Below are 13,260 nucleotides of genomic sequence, written 5' to 3' on the forward strand. Positions count from 1 at the left end.
CCTCGAAGGAGGCCCCCAGGATCACGCGGCCTTCTGGAGGGCTCCTTCGCGGCCGCACCTCAGGAAGAGGGCCTGGTTGGGATCGGCCTTCGTGGGATACTTCTAACACATCTTCTCAGCGCAGCTTCAGGGTCGCCAGGCCGGCGAGCGCCAGGATCACCGCGATGATCCAGAACCGGATCACGACCTGCGGCTCCTTCCAGCCCTTCTGCTCGAAATGGTGGTGGATCGGCGCCATCCGGAAGACGCGCTTGCCGGTGAGCTTGAACGACGCGACCTGGATGATCACCGACATCATCTCGAGGACGAACAGGCCGCCGACGATCGCCAGGACGATCTCGTGCTTGGTCGCCACCGCCACCGCGCCGAGCAGGCCGCCCAGCGCCAGCGAGCCGGTATCGCCCATGAAGATCTGCGCCGGCGGCGCGTTGAACCAGAGGAAGCCGAGGCCGGCTCCGATCACCGCGCCGCAGACGACGGCGAGCTCGCCGGTGTCGCGGACGTAGTTCACCTGCAGGTAGCTCGCGGTGAACGAGTTGCCGACGAGATACGCGATGATCCCGAAGGTGCCGCAGGCGATCATCACCGGCACGATCGCCAGGCCGTCGAGGCCGTCGGTCATGTTCACGGCGTTGCCGGCGCCGACGATCACGAAGGCCCCGAACAGGGCGTAGAACCAGCCGAGGTTCAGCAGCGCGTCCTTGAAGACCGGGAAGGCGAGCTGGTTCTGGAGGGCGGCGGGCGAGTAGATCGAGATGGTCGTGCAGGCCGCGATGGCGATCAGCGCCTCGAGCGAGAGCCGGAACTTGCCGGAAAAGCCCTTGTGCGACTGCTTCGTCACCTTGAGATAGTCGTCGTAGAAGCCGATCGCCCCGAAGCCGAGGGTCACGGTCAGGGTCACCCACACGTAGTGATTGCGCGGATTGGCCCAGAGCAGGATCGCCACGACGGCGCCCGCCAGGATCATCAGGCCGCCCATGGTCGGCGTGCCCCGCTTGGTCAGCAGATGGGTCTGCGGCCCGTCCTCGCGGATCGGCTGGCCCTTGCCCTGGCGCAGGCGCAGCAGGGAGATGATCCACGGCCCGAACCAGAACACGAACAGGCCCGCCGTGAACAGCGCGCCGCCGGTGCGGAAGGTGATGTAGCGGAAGACGTTGAACGGCGTGAACGTGCCGCTCAGTTCCGAGAGAAGGTACAGCATCCGGGCGCTCGGCCCCTTTTGTTCAGGCGCGGGTTTCGGGGGGCGGCACCGATCGTCGCGAACGCTCGGGCGTGCCGATCATCGGGTGGGTCACGGCGCGGCGGCGAGACCGCGCCGGGCCGGGTCGACCGCGTAGCGGGCTTTCAGGACCTCGACAATCCGCCCCATGCGGCTGCCGTTCGATCCCTTGACCATCACGGCGTCGCCGGAGCGGAGGTTGCGGGTCAGCGGCTCGATCAGGTCGGCGGCGGTGTCGGCGACGCCGCCGCGGCGGCTCACCGGCAACGCCTCGAACAGGTTGCGCATCAGCGGACCGGAGGCGAAGACCAGATCGATCCGGGCGGCCTCGATCGCCTCGGCGAGGCCGCGATGCAGGTCGGGCGAGGCCGCGCCGAGTTCCAGCATGTCGCCCAGCACCGCGATGCGGCGACCGCGCGGCCCGGTCTCGATGCCGGCGAGCGTGGCGATCGCGGCCCGGACCGAGGCCGGGTTGGCGTTGTAGCTCTCGTCGACCAGGTAGGCGGTGCCGCCGTCGATCTCGAGGGCGGTGCGCTCGCCGCGCCCGACCGGCGGGGCCAGCCCGGCGAGCGACAGGGCCGCCTCGGCGAGGTCGGCGCCGAGCGCGTGGATGACCGCCATCACGCCGAGGGAGTTCAGCGCCGTGTGCCGTCCGGCGGTGCCGAGCTTGTAGGTGACCGGCTGGCCCATCACGACGGCGTCGACCACCGACAGGTCGGGGCGGAGCACGATCGTCTGGGCGCGCACATCCGCCTCCGGATGCTCGCCGAAGCTCACCACCCGGCCGGCGCGCGACGCCCGCGCATGGGCGAGCAGCCGCTCGAACGTCGCGGTGTCGCGGTTGATGATCGCCACGCCCCCGGGCTCGAGCCCGGAAAAGATCTCGCCCTTGGCGTCCGCGATCGCCGAGACCGAGGCGAAATGCTCGATATGGACCGGCTCCACCGTGGTGATCAGCGCGATGTCGGGCCGGACCTGGGCGGTCAGCGGCACGATCTCGGCCGGGTGGTTCATGCCGATCTCGAACACGCCGTAGCGGGTGGTGCGCGGCATCCGGGCGAGCGTCAGGGGCACGCCCCAATGGTTGTTGTAGGAGGCCGCCGAGGCGTGGGTCTCGCCCTGCCCGGCCAGCACGTGGCGCAGGGCCTCCTTGGTCCCGGTCTTGCCGACGGAGCCGGTCACCGCCACCACCTGGGCATCGGTGCGCGCCCGTGCGGCCTCGCCCAGGCGGGTCATCGCGGTCAGGACCGGGTCGGCGCCCGCATCCGGGACCGCCAGCACCGGGCCGTGGGCCGAGAGGTCGGCGGCGCGGGCCTCGCTGACCACCGCGGCGCCGGCTCCGCGCTTGAGCGCGTCGGCGACGAAGTCGTGGCCGTCCCGCGCCTCGCCCCGGATGGCGAAGAACAGGTCGCCGGGCTCCAGCGTGCGGGTGTCGATCGACGCGCCGCCGATCGGGCGGTCCTCGCCGATCAGCCGGCCGCCGGTGGCGGCTTCGAGGTCGTCTCGGGTCCAGAGTGCAGTCATGGTCAGCCCCCGTCCCCCATCCGGCCGCGCCATCAGCGTGCGGCCTCGGCGATTGCGGCGCGCAGGACCTCGTGGTCCGAGAACGGCAGGGTCCGATCTCCCACGATCTGGCCGGTTTCATGGCCTTTGCCGGCCACGACCAGCACGTCGCCGGGTCCGAGGCGGCGCACCGCGTCGTGAATCGCCGCGGCGCGGTCGCCGATTTCCTCGGCCTTCGGAGCGGCTTCGCGGATCGCCCGGCGGATCGCCGACGGATCTTCGGAGCGCGGGTTGTCGTCGGTGACGATCACGACGTCGGCCAGCCGCGCGGCGATCGCCCCCATGATCGGCCGCTTGCCCCGGTCGCGGTCGCCGCCGCAGCCGAACACCACCATCAGGCGGCCGGACGCGAACGGCCGCAACGCGCCCAGCACGCTCTCCAGGGCCTCGGGCTTGTGCGCGTAATCGACCAGGCACAGGCCGCCACGCGCCTCGCCGACCCGCTCCATCCGGCCCGGCACGCCGGTGAGGTGGTCGAGGGCCGCGAACACGCCGTCCGGATCGGCGGCCCCCGCCGGGGTGGCGAGCACCAGGGCCGCCGCCACCAGGGCGTTCTCGATCTGGAACTCGCCGACCAGGGGCAGGCGCACCGTCCGGGTCGCGCCGTCATGCGCGAGCGTCACGGCCTGGGCGAAGCCCTCCGTCGTCGCCGAGACCAGGCGAATATGCCGGCCCCCGCGCCCGACCGTGCGCACCGGCCGCCCGGCGCCCTCGGACGCGGCGATCACCCGGTCGGCAAAGGCGCCGTCGGCGTTGACGATCGCCGGGCAGCCGTCCGGCAGAAGGTCGGTGAACAGGCGCAGCTTGGCCGTGAGGTACTCCTCGATGCTCGCGTGGTAGTCGAGGTGGTCCCGGCCGAGATTGGTGAAGCCCGCAGCCGTGAGCCGCACGCCGTCGAGGCGCCGCTGCTCGATCCCGTGCGAGGACGCCTCCATGGCGAGTTCCGTGACGCCCTCCCGGGCGAGACGCGCCAGGGTCTGGTGCAGCGTCACCGGGTCGGGGGTGGTGAGCGAGCCGTATTCCGCGCCGCGATTGGTGATGATCCCGACAGTGCCGAGGCTCGCGGCGTCGCGGCCGAGCCGGGCCAGGATCTGGCGGACGAAATCGGCGACCGAACTCTTTCCGGCCGTGCCGGTGACCGCCACCACGGTCCCGGGCTGCGCGCCCGCGAGCCGTGCGGCGGCCAGCGCCAGCGCCCGGCGGGCATCCGGAACCGCGATCCACGCCACCGCCTCGGGCAGGTCGGCGGGACGATCCCCCTCCCCGGCCACCGCGACGGCGCCGCGTCCGGCGGCCTGGGCGGCGAACAGCCGGCCGTCGGCCTGCGTGCCCGGCACGGCGACGAACACGCTGCCGGGCACGACCTTCCGGCTGTCGGCGGTCAGCGCCGACACCGTCAGGTCGGCGGCCGGGCCGGCAGCCTCCGGGAAGAGATCGGCGAGCCGGGCGCTCATCGCTGCACCATCATGGGCCGCCCAGCTGGTTGACGTGGTAGGCGTTGAGCTTGACCATCTGGGGGAAGGGCCGCACCGGCGGCTCGAATTGCGGCGGCAGGCCGAGGATCGGGGCCACGCGCTCGATCACCTTGCCGGTCACCACGCCCGAGTTCCAGGCCGCGGTGGCGTAGCCGCCCGATTCCGGCAGGCCCTGCGGCTCGTCCATGATCGTGACGAACAGGTATTTCGGATCGTTCATCGGCGCCGCCGCCATGAAGGTGGTGAACAGGCGGTTGTGGATGTAGCGGCCGCCGATCACCTTCTCGGCCGTGCCGGTCTTGCCGCCGACGAAGTAGTACGGGACCGACGCCTTCTTGGCCGAGCCCTCGGCGGCATTCAGGCGCATGATGTAGCGCATCGCCTCGGAGGTCAGGCCGGACAGGACGTGCGTGGCGCGCGCCTTGTCGTCGGGCGCGGCCTTGAGGAAGGTCGGGGTGATCAGGTCGCCGCCATTGGCGATCGCCGCCACCGCGGCCGCTGCCTGGATCGGCGCCACCGCGATGCCGTGGCCGAACGCGATGGTGATCGTGTTGATCTCGCTCCAGCGGGACGGGACGATCGGGGCCGCGCTCTCGGGCAGCTCGGTCCGCAGCCGGTCGAGCAGGCCCATCTTCTTCAGGAACGCCTTGTGGCCGGCGACGCCGACGCCGAGCGCCATCTTGGCCGAGCCGATGTTGGAGGAATGGGTGAACACCTCCGGCATGGTGATGACCCGGTTGGTGCCGTGATACTCGTGGATCTTCTGCCGGCCCCAGTTCAGCACGCCGCCGCGGGTGTCGAAGGTCGAGTTGACGTTGTACTTGCCGGAATCGAGCGCCATGGCGAGGGTCATCGCCTTGAAGGTCGAGCCCATCTCGTAGACGCCGACATTCATGCGGTTGATGCGGTCGGGCGACAGCGCGTCCTTCGGGTCGTTCGGGTCGAAGTCCGGCATCGAGACCAGGGCGATCACCTCGCCGGTCTTGACGTCGAGGATCATCGAGGCGCCGGCCTTGGCCTTGAAGTGGTCGATGCCCCAGGCCAGCTCGTCGCGCACCGCGAACTGGGCGCGCAGGTCGATGGAGAGCTGCACCGGCTTGAGGTCGGCCTGCTTGCTGACCAGCCCGAAGCTGTTGAGCGCCTGGAGCCCGGTCGAATCGATGTACTTCTCGATGCCGGCGATGCCGACGCCGTCGAGGTTGGTCGCGCCCAGGATGTGGGCGGCGGCGGTGCCGTTCGGATAGACCCGCTTGTGGTCGGGCAGGAAGCCGATGCCCGGGATGCCGAGCCGGTGGACCTCGGCCTGCTGCTTCGGGGTCAGCTCGCGCTTCACCCAAACGAAGCCGGCACCCTTCTTGTCCTTGCGGGAGGACAGTTTGGCGCGCAGCTCCGAGGCGTTGAGCTCCGGCAGCACCGCGGTGAGCAGCTCTACCGCCTCGTCCTTGTCGTAGATGTTGCCGGGCTCGGCGAAGACCGAGACGGTGCGGATGTCGGTGGCCAGGATCTCGCCGTTGCGGTCGACGATGTCGGGCCGGAACGCCGTCGAGGAGGCGGCCGCGACCCGGTGCTCCTGGCTGGGCGGATCGCCGAACACGGCCATCATCAGGAGCTTGGCCGAGATCGTCCCGAACACCATGACGAAGACCAGCCCGACCAGGGCGACGCGCATATGCGAGCGCTCGATGGCGAGCCGGAACATGCTCCGCACGAACGCCTTGGCGCGGGCGGCGCGCAGGTCCGGCGTCAGGGCCCGGGCGGCGGCCTCGAGCGCGGCGGCCTCATGCTCGGACACGGCATAATGCGCCGCGTCGTGAGCCGGTGCGTCGTGCTCCGAGATCTGCACCTCGGCGGCCGCGTGTCTGATCTGGTCGGCGTCTTCGGACACGGGTGATTACCTCGAAGCGGTATTCGGGGTGCGGGTCGTGGTGACGGTGCGGGTGATCGAGCCGGTGGTGCGCGGCTCGATGCTGCCCTTGTCCTTGGGCGTCGCGGTCGCGGCGAGCAGCCGGCCGATCTCGTCGCCGCGCTCCGGGCGGGCGGGCAGGTCCGACAGGCGGGCCAGGTGGCTGGTCCCGATCGGCTCCAGGGCGAGGTGCTTGTCCACCGCCGCCTGCAGCCGGTCCGGCCGGGTCAGGAGCTGCCACTCCGCGCGCAGCACCGCGATCGCCTGCCGCTCCTTGTGGAGCGCCGTCTGCAGCTTGGAGACCTGACCGCCCTGGTAGAGCGTATCGTACTTGATCGAGTAGGCGTAGATCGCCGAGGCCACGAGGCCGGCGACCGCCAGGAGGTTCAGCAGGCGGATCATCGGCGATGGCCCCCGCGGGCGGCTTCGGGCAGGCTGGCCAGCGCGTGGAGCGCGGCGAGCGGTTCGGGCGTCTCGGATTCGGTGCGTTCGGCGGCCCGGAGCTTGGCCGAGCGGGCGCGCGGGTTGCGCGCGGTCTCGGCCTCGCCCGGCAGGACCGGCCCCTTGGTGACGAGCCGGAAGCTCCGGATCGTCTCGGTCTGGCCGCCCGGCAGGTGGCGCGAGCCCTGGGCGGAGCGGCCGCTGCGGGCGGCGAAGAACTGCTTGACGATCCGGTCTTCCAGCGAATGGAACGTCACCACGGCGAGCCGCCCGCCGGGCGCCAGGACCCGCTCGGCGGCGTGGAGCGCGCGCACCAGCTCGCCGAGCTCGTCGTTGACGGCGATCCGCAGGCCCTGGAAGGTCCGGGTCGCCGGGTGGATGTGGCTGCCGGGCTCGCTCCAGACCACGCTGGCCACGAGCTCGGCGAGCTGGGCGGTGGTCTCGATCCGGCCGCGGCGGCGGGCCTCGTGAATGGTCCGGGCCACGGCGCGCGAGCGCCGCTCCTCGCCGTAATGGTAGATGATGTCGGCGAGCACGGTCTCGTCGGCCTCGTTGACGATGTCGGCGGCGCTCGGGCCGTCATTGCCCATGCGCATGTCGAGGGGGCCGTCGTTGCGGAACGAGAAGCCGCGCTCCGGCGCGTCGAGCTGCATCGACGAGACGCCGATATCGAGCACGACCCGGTCGGCCTTGGCCTCGCCGGCCTCGCCGAGCAGCGCGTCGAGGTCGCCGAACCGGCCGGGCACGAGGCGCAGGCGCCCGCCCGCCTCGCCGACCAGGGTCTGGCCGTTCGCGATCGCCTGCGGGTCGCGGTCGATGGCGATCACCTGCAGCGTCGGGTCGGCGGCCAGCAGCGCACGGGTGTAGCCGCCGGCCCCGAAGGTGCCGTCGACGGCCAGGCCGCCGTCGAGCTTGAGCGACTCGACGACCTCGTCGAGCAGCACCGGCACGTGGGGCTGGGTGGAGACCGGGCCATCGCAGCGCGCGGCGGCCGCGATCTCGGCCGGGGGGCGGCGCCGAATCATGCGCGCCTCGCCGGGCCGGCGCCGGGAAAATCGGTGTTTCGACGCGATCCGGGAATTCCGGCGCGGATGCGGCTCGTGCGTCTCATGGTGCCCTGTGCCGGGCCGCGCGAGCGCGGCGCGCGTGACGGGAACGGCACCGGATGCAGAGCGCGCGAAACGCCGCGCACGGACGGGACCTGCACCAGTGCAGGTTACGCCCGGCGATCCGATACACGCCGTTGACGGGAGGATGCCGGGTATCATGGGCCTCGGAGGATCGTCAACGCGCGAGCCTGGCGCTGGCGAGCCGACCGATCTGACCCCGGTACGGTTAACCGAAGGTTTTTGCCGCGCGCGAAATCCGCGCCTTGCGCCGCCCGGCAAAGCGCGGGCACGCGCGTCGCGGCGGGGTTCCGGGGGCAGTGGGATCAGCCGGCCTATAAGCCGGGTTCTGTAAGGCCGGAGCGCTCGCGCGCGCCGACGTGGCGGCCATTCCTCTGGGACGGTCGTTGCCGACCGCCTCGAGCAACCAACCCGGGCGACTGGCCTGGAGAGCGGGCCTGCCCTTCTCGCGAAGGGCGCGCCGCCCCTATTCGGTCTTGCTCCCGGTGGGGTTTGCCGTGCCGTCCGCGTTGCCGCGTCCGCGGTGCGCTCTTACCGCACCCTTTCACCCTGACCCCGGACGCATCCGGGGCGGTCTGCTTTCTGTGGCACTGTCCCTGGGGTCGCCCCCGCCGGACGTTATCCGGCACCGTCTCTCCATGGAGCCCGGACTTTCCTCCCCGGACGCTGATGCGTCCGGAGCGGCCGCCCGGCCGGCTGATCCGCAGGCAGATGGGCCCGCACCGCCGTCCGGGTCAAGGGCGCCGGGGTCTTTACCAGCTGCCGGTGTTCTCCATCGACGCCCACGGCTCCTGCGGCTCCTTGGCCGAGCCCTTCTGCAGGATCTCGATGGAGATCCCGTCCGGCGACTTCACGAAGGCCATGTAGCCGTCGCGGGGCGGACGGTTGATGGTCACGCCCTTGTCCTTGAGCTCGGCGCAGAAGGCGTAGATGTCGTCGACCTGATAGGCGAGGTGGCCGAAATTGCGCCCGCCCGTATAGGTCTCCGGGTCCCAGTTGTAGGTCAGTTCGAGCAGCGGCGACTTGGTCGCCTGCGCCCGCTCGACATCCCCGGGGGCGGCCAGGAAGACCAGGGTGAAGCGGCCCTTCTCGTTCTCGACCCGGCGGACCTCCTTCAGGCCGAACGCGTCGACGTAGAAGGCGAGCGCGCGATCGAGATCGGCCACCCGGACCATGGTGTGCAGGTATTCCATCAAGCGGCTATCCCTCTGTCGGAGCGAGGGCCGTCGCGACGCCCTCTGCGGAAACGGACATGGCCGGCGGGGCCGGTCGCTGTCCTAGCTAGAGCGCGCCTCCCCGGCCGAGTAGGCCGCGCTGTCCATGTCACGGCTTCCCGATGCCGATATCGGCCGCCACGTCCTGCAGCCGGTCCGGCGCCCGCTCCTTGCGCTCGCTGTAGCGGTCGACGAGATACCCGGCCCGCTCCCGGGTCAGCAGCGTGAACTTCATCAGCTCCTCGCAGACATCGACCACGCGCTCGTAGAGCGGCCCCGGCTTCATCCGGCCGGCCTCGTCGAATTCCTTGTAGGCCATCGGCACCGAGGATTGGTTAGGGATGGTGATCATCCGCATCCAGCGGCCGAGCAGGCGCAGGCTGTTGACCGCGTTGAAGCTCTGCGAGCCGCCCGAGACCTGCATCACCGCGAGCGTGCGCCCCTGCGTCGGGCGCACCGATCCCTCGCTGAGCGGCAGCCAGTCGATCTGGCTCTTCATCACGCCGGTGAGGTTGCCGTGCCGCTCCGGCGAGACCCAGACCTGCCCCTCCGACCAGAGCGAGAGCGCGCGCAACTCCTGCACCTTCGGGTGGTCGGCGGTGGAATCGTCGGGCAGCGGCAGGCCGTGCGCGTCGTAGATCCGGACCTCGCCGCCCATGGCTTCGAGGAGGCGGGCCGCCTCGTAGGCGAGGAAGCGGCTGAACGAGCGCGCCCGCAGCGAGCCGTAGAGGATCAGGAAGCGCGGCGCGTGCGCGAAGGGTTGCGCCACCGCGAGCTGACCGGAGCTCGGCACCGCGAAATGCGGCCGGCTCAGGTTCGGGATCCCGTCGGCGAAGGGCTGCGCAGGCTTGTTCACGGGCACACTTTCTTGTATGATCGTACGATCGTTTGAATGTTGAAACGAAAATGGATGAGTCGCAAGCCCTCGCGGCCTTCATGGCCCTGGGCCAGGAGCACCGGTTGCGGGCGCTCCGGGCGCTGGTGAAGGCCGGCCCGGACGGCATGGCCTCGGGCGCCCTGGCCGCCGCCATCGGGGTCTCCGCCTCCACCATCTCCTTCCATCTGAAGGAGCTGCAGCAGGCGGGACTGATCGGGTCCCGGCGGGCGGGGCGCTCGATCATCTACAGCGTCGCCTACCCGGTCCTATCCGGGCTGGTCGAATTTCTCATGACGGATTGCTGCCAGGGTCACCCGGAGGTCTGCGCGCCGGCGCTGGCCGCCCTGTCGGCCTGCGGCCCCAACACGAAGGACGTGGACCATGCCTGATCGCGCCATCGACGTGGTGATCTACCACAACCCGGATTGCGGCACCTCGCGCAACACCCTGGCGATGATTCGCAACGCCGGCATCGAGCCCCACGTCGTCGAGTACCTGAAGACCCCGCCCGCGCGGGCGCTGCTCAAGCAGCTCCTGGCCCGCGCCGGCCTCTCGGTGCGCGACGCCCTGCGCGAGAAGGGCACGCCCTACGCCGAACTCGGGCTGGGCGATCCCGCGCTCAGCGACGACCAGCTCCTCGACGCCATCGCGGCGCACCCGATCCTGCTCAACCGGCCGCTCGTGGTCAGCCCGAAGGGCGTCCGCCTGTGCCGGCCCTCCGAGGCGGTGCTCGAGCTGCTGCCCGCGCAGCAGGGCGATTTCGTCAAGGAGGATGGCGAGCCGGTCGTCGATGCGCAGGGCCGCCGCGTCGGGCTGGCCTGAGCCGCTGCGGACGAGACTCGCACAAGCATGCTCGCGCTCGCCATCTTCGCCGTCACCCTGGTCTTCGTCATCTGGCAGCCCGGGGGATTCGGGATCGGCTGGAGCGCCCTGATCGGCGCGGGCGTCGCCCTGGCCACGGGGGTCATCCAGCCGGCCGACGTGCCGGTGGTCTGGCACATCGTGTGGGACGCGACCTTCACGTTCGTCGCCCTGATCATCATCTCGCTGCTGCTCGACGAGGCCGGGTTCTTCCACTGGGCGGCGCTGCATGTCGCGCGCTGGGGCGGCGGACGGGGCCGCCGTCTGTTCCCCCTGGTCGTCGTGCTCGGCGCCGCCATCGCGGCGGTGTTCGCCAATGACGGCGCCGCCCTGCTGCTGACGCCGATCGTGCTGGCGATCCTGCTCAAGCTCGACTTCAAGCCTCAGGCGGCTCTGGCCTTCATCATCGCCTGCGGCTTCGTGGCGGATTCCACCAGCCTGCCGCTGGTCATCTCCAACCTCGTCAACATCGTCTCCGCCAACGTCTTCGACCTGAGCTTCGGGCGCTACGCCGCCGTGATGGTGCCGGTCGACCTGGTCTCGCTGGCGGCGACCCTGGCGGTGCTGGGTCTCTATTTCCGCCGCGCCGTGCCGGCCGCCTACCCGGTCGGCAGGCTGGAGCCGCCCCGCGAGGCGATCCGCGACCCGCTCCTGTTCCGGGCGGCGTTCCCGCTGCTCGGGCTGCTGCTCGTCGCCTATTTCGTCACGGCGCCGTTCGGGGTCCCGGTCTCGGTCGTGACCTGCGCGGGCGCGGCCCTGATGCTGGTACTGGCCCGGCGCGGCGGCCGCATCCCGATCCGGACGGTGCTGGCCGGCGCGCCCTGGCAGATCGTGCTGTTCAGCCTCGGCATGTATCTCGTCGTCTACGGCCTCAAGAATGCCGGCCTGACCGACGGGCTGGCGCGCGGTCTCGTCTGGCTCACCGGCTACGGGCCGGTAGCGGCCGCCGTCGGGGCCGGCTTCGGAGCCGCGATCCTGTCCTCGGTCATGAACAACATGCCGAGCGTGCTGATCGGCGCCCTGGCGATCCAGCAGGCCCCGGATCTCGCGCCGCTGATGCGCGAGCTCCTGGTCTACGCCAACGTCATCGGGTGCGACCTCGGACCGAAATTCACCCCCATCGGCAGCCTCGCGACGCTGCTCTGGCTGCACGTCCTGGCCAGCAAGGGCTACCGGATCGGCTGGGGCCAGTACATGCGGGTCGGCCTGGTGATCACCGTGCCGGTGCTGCTGGCTGCGCTGCTGGCCCTGGCTCTGTGGTTGCCGCTGCTCGGACCCAGCTGATCCGATGGCCGATCGGACCCGTCGCTGGCCGGTGATCTCAGCCCTCGGCGTGGTCCAGATCCTCGCCTGGGGCTCCTCCTTCTACATTCCCGCCGTGCTGGCGGAGCCGATCGCCCGGGACACGGGCTGGCCGCTCGCCTGGATCGTCGGCGGCTTGTCCCTCGGCCTGCTGGTCGCGGCCTTCGCGTCGCCGCGGGTCGGCGCCGTCATCCAGAGGCGCGGGGGACGGCCGGTCCTGGCGGCGGCGGCCCTGCTGCTCGCCGCCGGGCTCGCGGTGCTCGGCCTCGCCCCCACGCTCCCGGTCTTCCTCGGCGGCTGGCTGATCCTCGGCCTCGGCATGGGCTGCGGCCTGTACGATCCCGCCTACGCCACCCTCGGCCGGCTCTACGGCGCCGAGGCGCGCTCGGCGATCACCGCCCTCACCCTGATCGGCGGCTTCGCCAGCACCTTGTGCTGGCCGCTCTCGGCCTTCCTGGTCGCCCATCTCGGCTGGCGGGGGACGTGCTTCGCCTATGCCGGCCTGCACCTCGCGGTGACGCTGCCGCTCGTCCTCGTCCTGATCCCCTCGGCCCCGCCCCTGGCGATAGCGGCGACCGGGCGGGTGCGGCCGGTCGCGCCGCTGGCGCCCTGGCAGGCGCAGGCCTTCCTGCTGATGGCGGGCGTGCTGGTGCTCGGCGGCACCATCATGGCGCTGGTCTCGGTGCACCTGCTGACCCTGCTCCAGGCCCGGGGCGAGACGCTGGCGGCCGCAGTCGCCTATGGCGGGCTGATCGGGCCGTCGCAGGTCGGGGCGCGGCTGATCGAGATCGCCAACCGGGGCCGGCACCACCCGCTCTGGACCCTGACCGCCGCTTTCGTGCTGGTCGCCCTCGGGCTGCTGCTCCTGGCCGCGCACGGGCCGGTGATCGGCCTCGCCCTGGCCGTCTACGGAGCCGGCAACGGGGTCTACTCGATCGCGCGGGGCACCGTGCCCCTCGTGCTGTTCGGACCGGAGCGCTATGCGGGGCTCGTCGGCCGGCTGGCCCGGCCGGGCTTGGTCGCCCAGGCGCTCGCGCCGCCGCTCGGCGCGTTCCTGCTGGTGCGGATCGGGCCCGACGCCCTGTGGGGCCTGCTGGCGCTGCTCGCCGCGATCAACCTCGTTCTGATCGGCGGGTTGTGGCGCATGAAGGGCATCGCCGCCACATCGTCCTGACCCCGGGCCCGCCGCGCCTTTCCGATCCGTGATCCGAGCTGCGCGCCCGCGTTGCGCCGGGCCGCGCGAGGGACCAGAACGGGCCGAACCCGATCCGGAGAGAG

At 71.4% G+C, this 13,260-nt stretch carries 12 protein-coding genes and 1 other RNA gene; 4 read left to right on the plus strand and 9 right to left on the minus strand.

From position 1 onward, the window contains the following. Positions 1-115: 115 nt before the first annotated feature. The 9 genes from mraY to arsH form a co-directional block, all read right to left on the minus strand. The gene (mraY, locus tag LGR69_RS22390; protein WP_007562319.1) at positions 116-1,201 is read right to left on the minus strand and encodes a phospho-N-acetylmuramoyl-pentapeptide-transferase; all 1,086 of its coding nucleotides are present in this window, start codon (positions 1,199-1,201) and stop codon (positions 116-118) included. Positions 1,202-1,291: 90 nt separating this feature from the next. Then, a complete protein-coding gene (locus tag LGR69_RS22395; RefSeq protein ID WP_230367376.1) occupies positions 1,292-2,743 on the minus strand; it encodes a UDP-N-acetylmuramoylalanyl-D-glutamyl-2,6-diaminopimelate--D-alanyl-D-alanine ligase in 1,452 nt (483 codons plus the stop codon). Positions 2,744-2,775: 32 nt separating this feature from the next. Further along, positions 2,776-4,236: a UDP-N-acetylmuramoyl-L-alanyl-D-glutamate--2,6-diaminopimelate ligase gene (locus LGR69_RS22400; RefSeq protein ID WP_230367377.1), complete on the minus strand. Its 1,461-nt coding sequence runs from the start codon at positions 4,234-4,236 to the stop codon at positions 2,776-2,778. 10 nt (positions 4,237-4,246) lie between these two features. After that, positions 4,247-6,142, minus strand: coding sequence for a peptidoglycan D,D-transpeptidase FtsI family protein (locus LGR69_RS22405; protein WP_122159484.1), 1,896 nt, complete (start codon positions 6,140-6,142; stop codon positions 4,247-4,249). A 6-nt stretch (positions 6,143-6,148) separates the two neighbouring features. Further along, complete coding sequence (gene ftsL, locus LGR69_RS22410) at positions 6,149-6,562, minus strand: cell division protein FtsL (RefSeq protein WP_007562310.1); 414 nt, start codon at positions 6,560-6,562, stop codon at positions 6,149-6,151. Further along, a complete protein-coding gene (gene rsmH / locus LGR69_RS22415) occupies positions 6,559-7,626 on the minus strand; it encodes a 16S rRNA (cytosine(1402)-N(4))-methyltransferase RsmH (protein WP_230367378.1) in 1,068 nt (355 codons plus the stop codon). Before rsmH ends, ftsL begins: the two co-directional genes overlap by 4 nt. A gap of 403 nt (positions 7,627-8,029) precedes the next feature. Beyond that, positions 8,030-8,428: RNase P RNA component class A (gene rnpB, locus LGR69_RS22420), an RNA gene on the minus strand. A 52-nt stretch (positions 8,429-8,480) separates the two neighbouring features. Continuing rightward, complete coding sequence (locus LGR69_RS22425) at positions 8,481-8,921, minus strand: VOC family protein (RefSeq protein ID WP_007562307.1); 441 nt, start codon at positions 8,919-8,921, stop codon at positions 8,481-8,483. 130 nt (positions 8,922-9,051) lie between these two features. Beyond that, on the minus strand, positions 9,052-9,798 hold the full coding sequence (gene arsH, locus LGR69_RS22430; RefSeq protein WP_230367379.1) for an arsenical resistance protein ArsH: 747 nt from the start codon (positions 9,796-9,798) through the stop codon (positions 9,052-9,054). A gap of 50 nt (positions 9,799-9,848) precedes the next feature. Here arsH and LGR69_RS22435 point away from each other — a divergent pair, with 50 nt between their 5' ends. The 4 genes from LGR69_RS22435 to LGR69_RS22450 are packed head-to-tail and all read left to right on the plus strand — an operon-like array spanning position 9,849 to position 13,156. Then, complete coding sequence (locus tag LGR69_RS22435) at positions 9,849-10,208, plus strand: ArsR/SmtB family transcription factor (RefSeq protein ID WP_122159480.1); 360 nt, start codon at positions 9,849-9,851, stop codon at positions 10,206-10,208. Beyond that, entirely contained in the window at positions 10,201-10,641 is a 441-nt protein-coding gene (arsC, locus tag LGR69_RS22440) for an arsenate reductase (glutaredoxin) (protein ID WP_230367380.1), read from the plus strand. Before LGR69_RS22435 ends, arsC begins: the two co-directional genes overlap by 8 nt. Before the next feature lie 27 nt (positions 10,642-10,668). After that, entirely contained in the window at positions 10,669-11,964 is a 1,296-nt protein-coding gene (locus tag LGR69_RS22445) for an arsenic transporter (protein ID WP_230367381.1), read from the plus strand. A 4-nt stretch (positions 11,965-11,968) separates the two neighbouring features. Beyond that, positions 11,969-13,156 (plus strand): MFS transporter, encoded by a 1,188-nt coding sequence (locus LGR69_RS22450; protein ID WP_230367382.1) that lies wholly within the window; start codon positions 11,969-11,971, stop codon positions 13,154-13,156. The last annotated feature ends 104 nt before the right edge of the window (positions 13,157-13,260 follow it).

Source organism: Methylobacterium brachiatum (assembly GCF_020523825.1).
Classification (GTDB): Bacteria; Pseudomonadota; Alphaproteobacteria; order Rhizobiales; family Beijerinckiaceae; genus Methylobacterium; species Methylobacterium brachiatum.

Bases quoted from the DNA above. Each gene is read 5' to 3' on its own strand.
- mraY (WP_007562319.1), bottom strand. From the start codon at position 1,201: ATGCTGTACCTTCTCTCGGAACTGAGCGGCACGTTCACGCCGTTCAAC.
- LGR69_RS22395 (WP_230367376.1), bottom strand. From the start codon at position 2,743: ATGACTGCACTCTGGACCCGAGACGACCTCGAAGCCGCCACCGGCGGC.
- LGR69_RS22400 (WP_230367377.1), bottom strand. From the start codon at position 4,236: ATGAGCGCCCGGCTCGCCGATCTCTTCCCGGAGGCTGCCGGCCCGGCC.
- ftsL (WP_007562310.1), bottom strand. From the start codon at position 6,562: ATGATCCGCCTGCTGAACCTCCTGGCGGTCGCCGGCCTCGTGGCCTCG.
- rsmH (WP_230367378.1), bottom strand. From the start codon at position 7,626: ATGATTCGGCGCCGCCCCCCGGCCGAGATCGCGGCCGCCGCGCGCTGC.
- LGR69_RS22425 (WP_007562307.1), bottom strand. From the start codon at position 8,921: ATGGAATACCTGCACACCATGGTCCGGGTGGCCGATCTCGATCGCGCG.
- LGR69_RS22435 (WP_122159480.1), top strand. From the start codon at position 9,849: ATGGATGAGTCGCAAGCCCTCGCGGCCTTCATGGCCCTGGGCCAGGAG.
- arsC (WP_230367380.1), top strand. From the start codon at position 10,201: ATGCCTGATCGCGCCATCGACGTGGTGATCTACCACAACCCGGATTGC.
- LGR69_RS22445 (WP_230367381.1), top strand. From the start codon at position 10,669: ATGCTCGCGCTCGCCATCTTCGCCGTCACCCTGGTCTTCGTCATCTGG.
- LGR69_RS22450 (WP_230367382.1), top strand. From the start codon at position 11,969: ATGGCCGATCGGACCCGTCGCTGGCCGGTGATCTCAGCCCTCGGCGTG.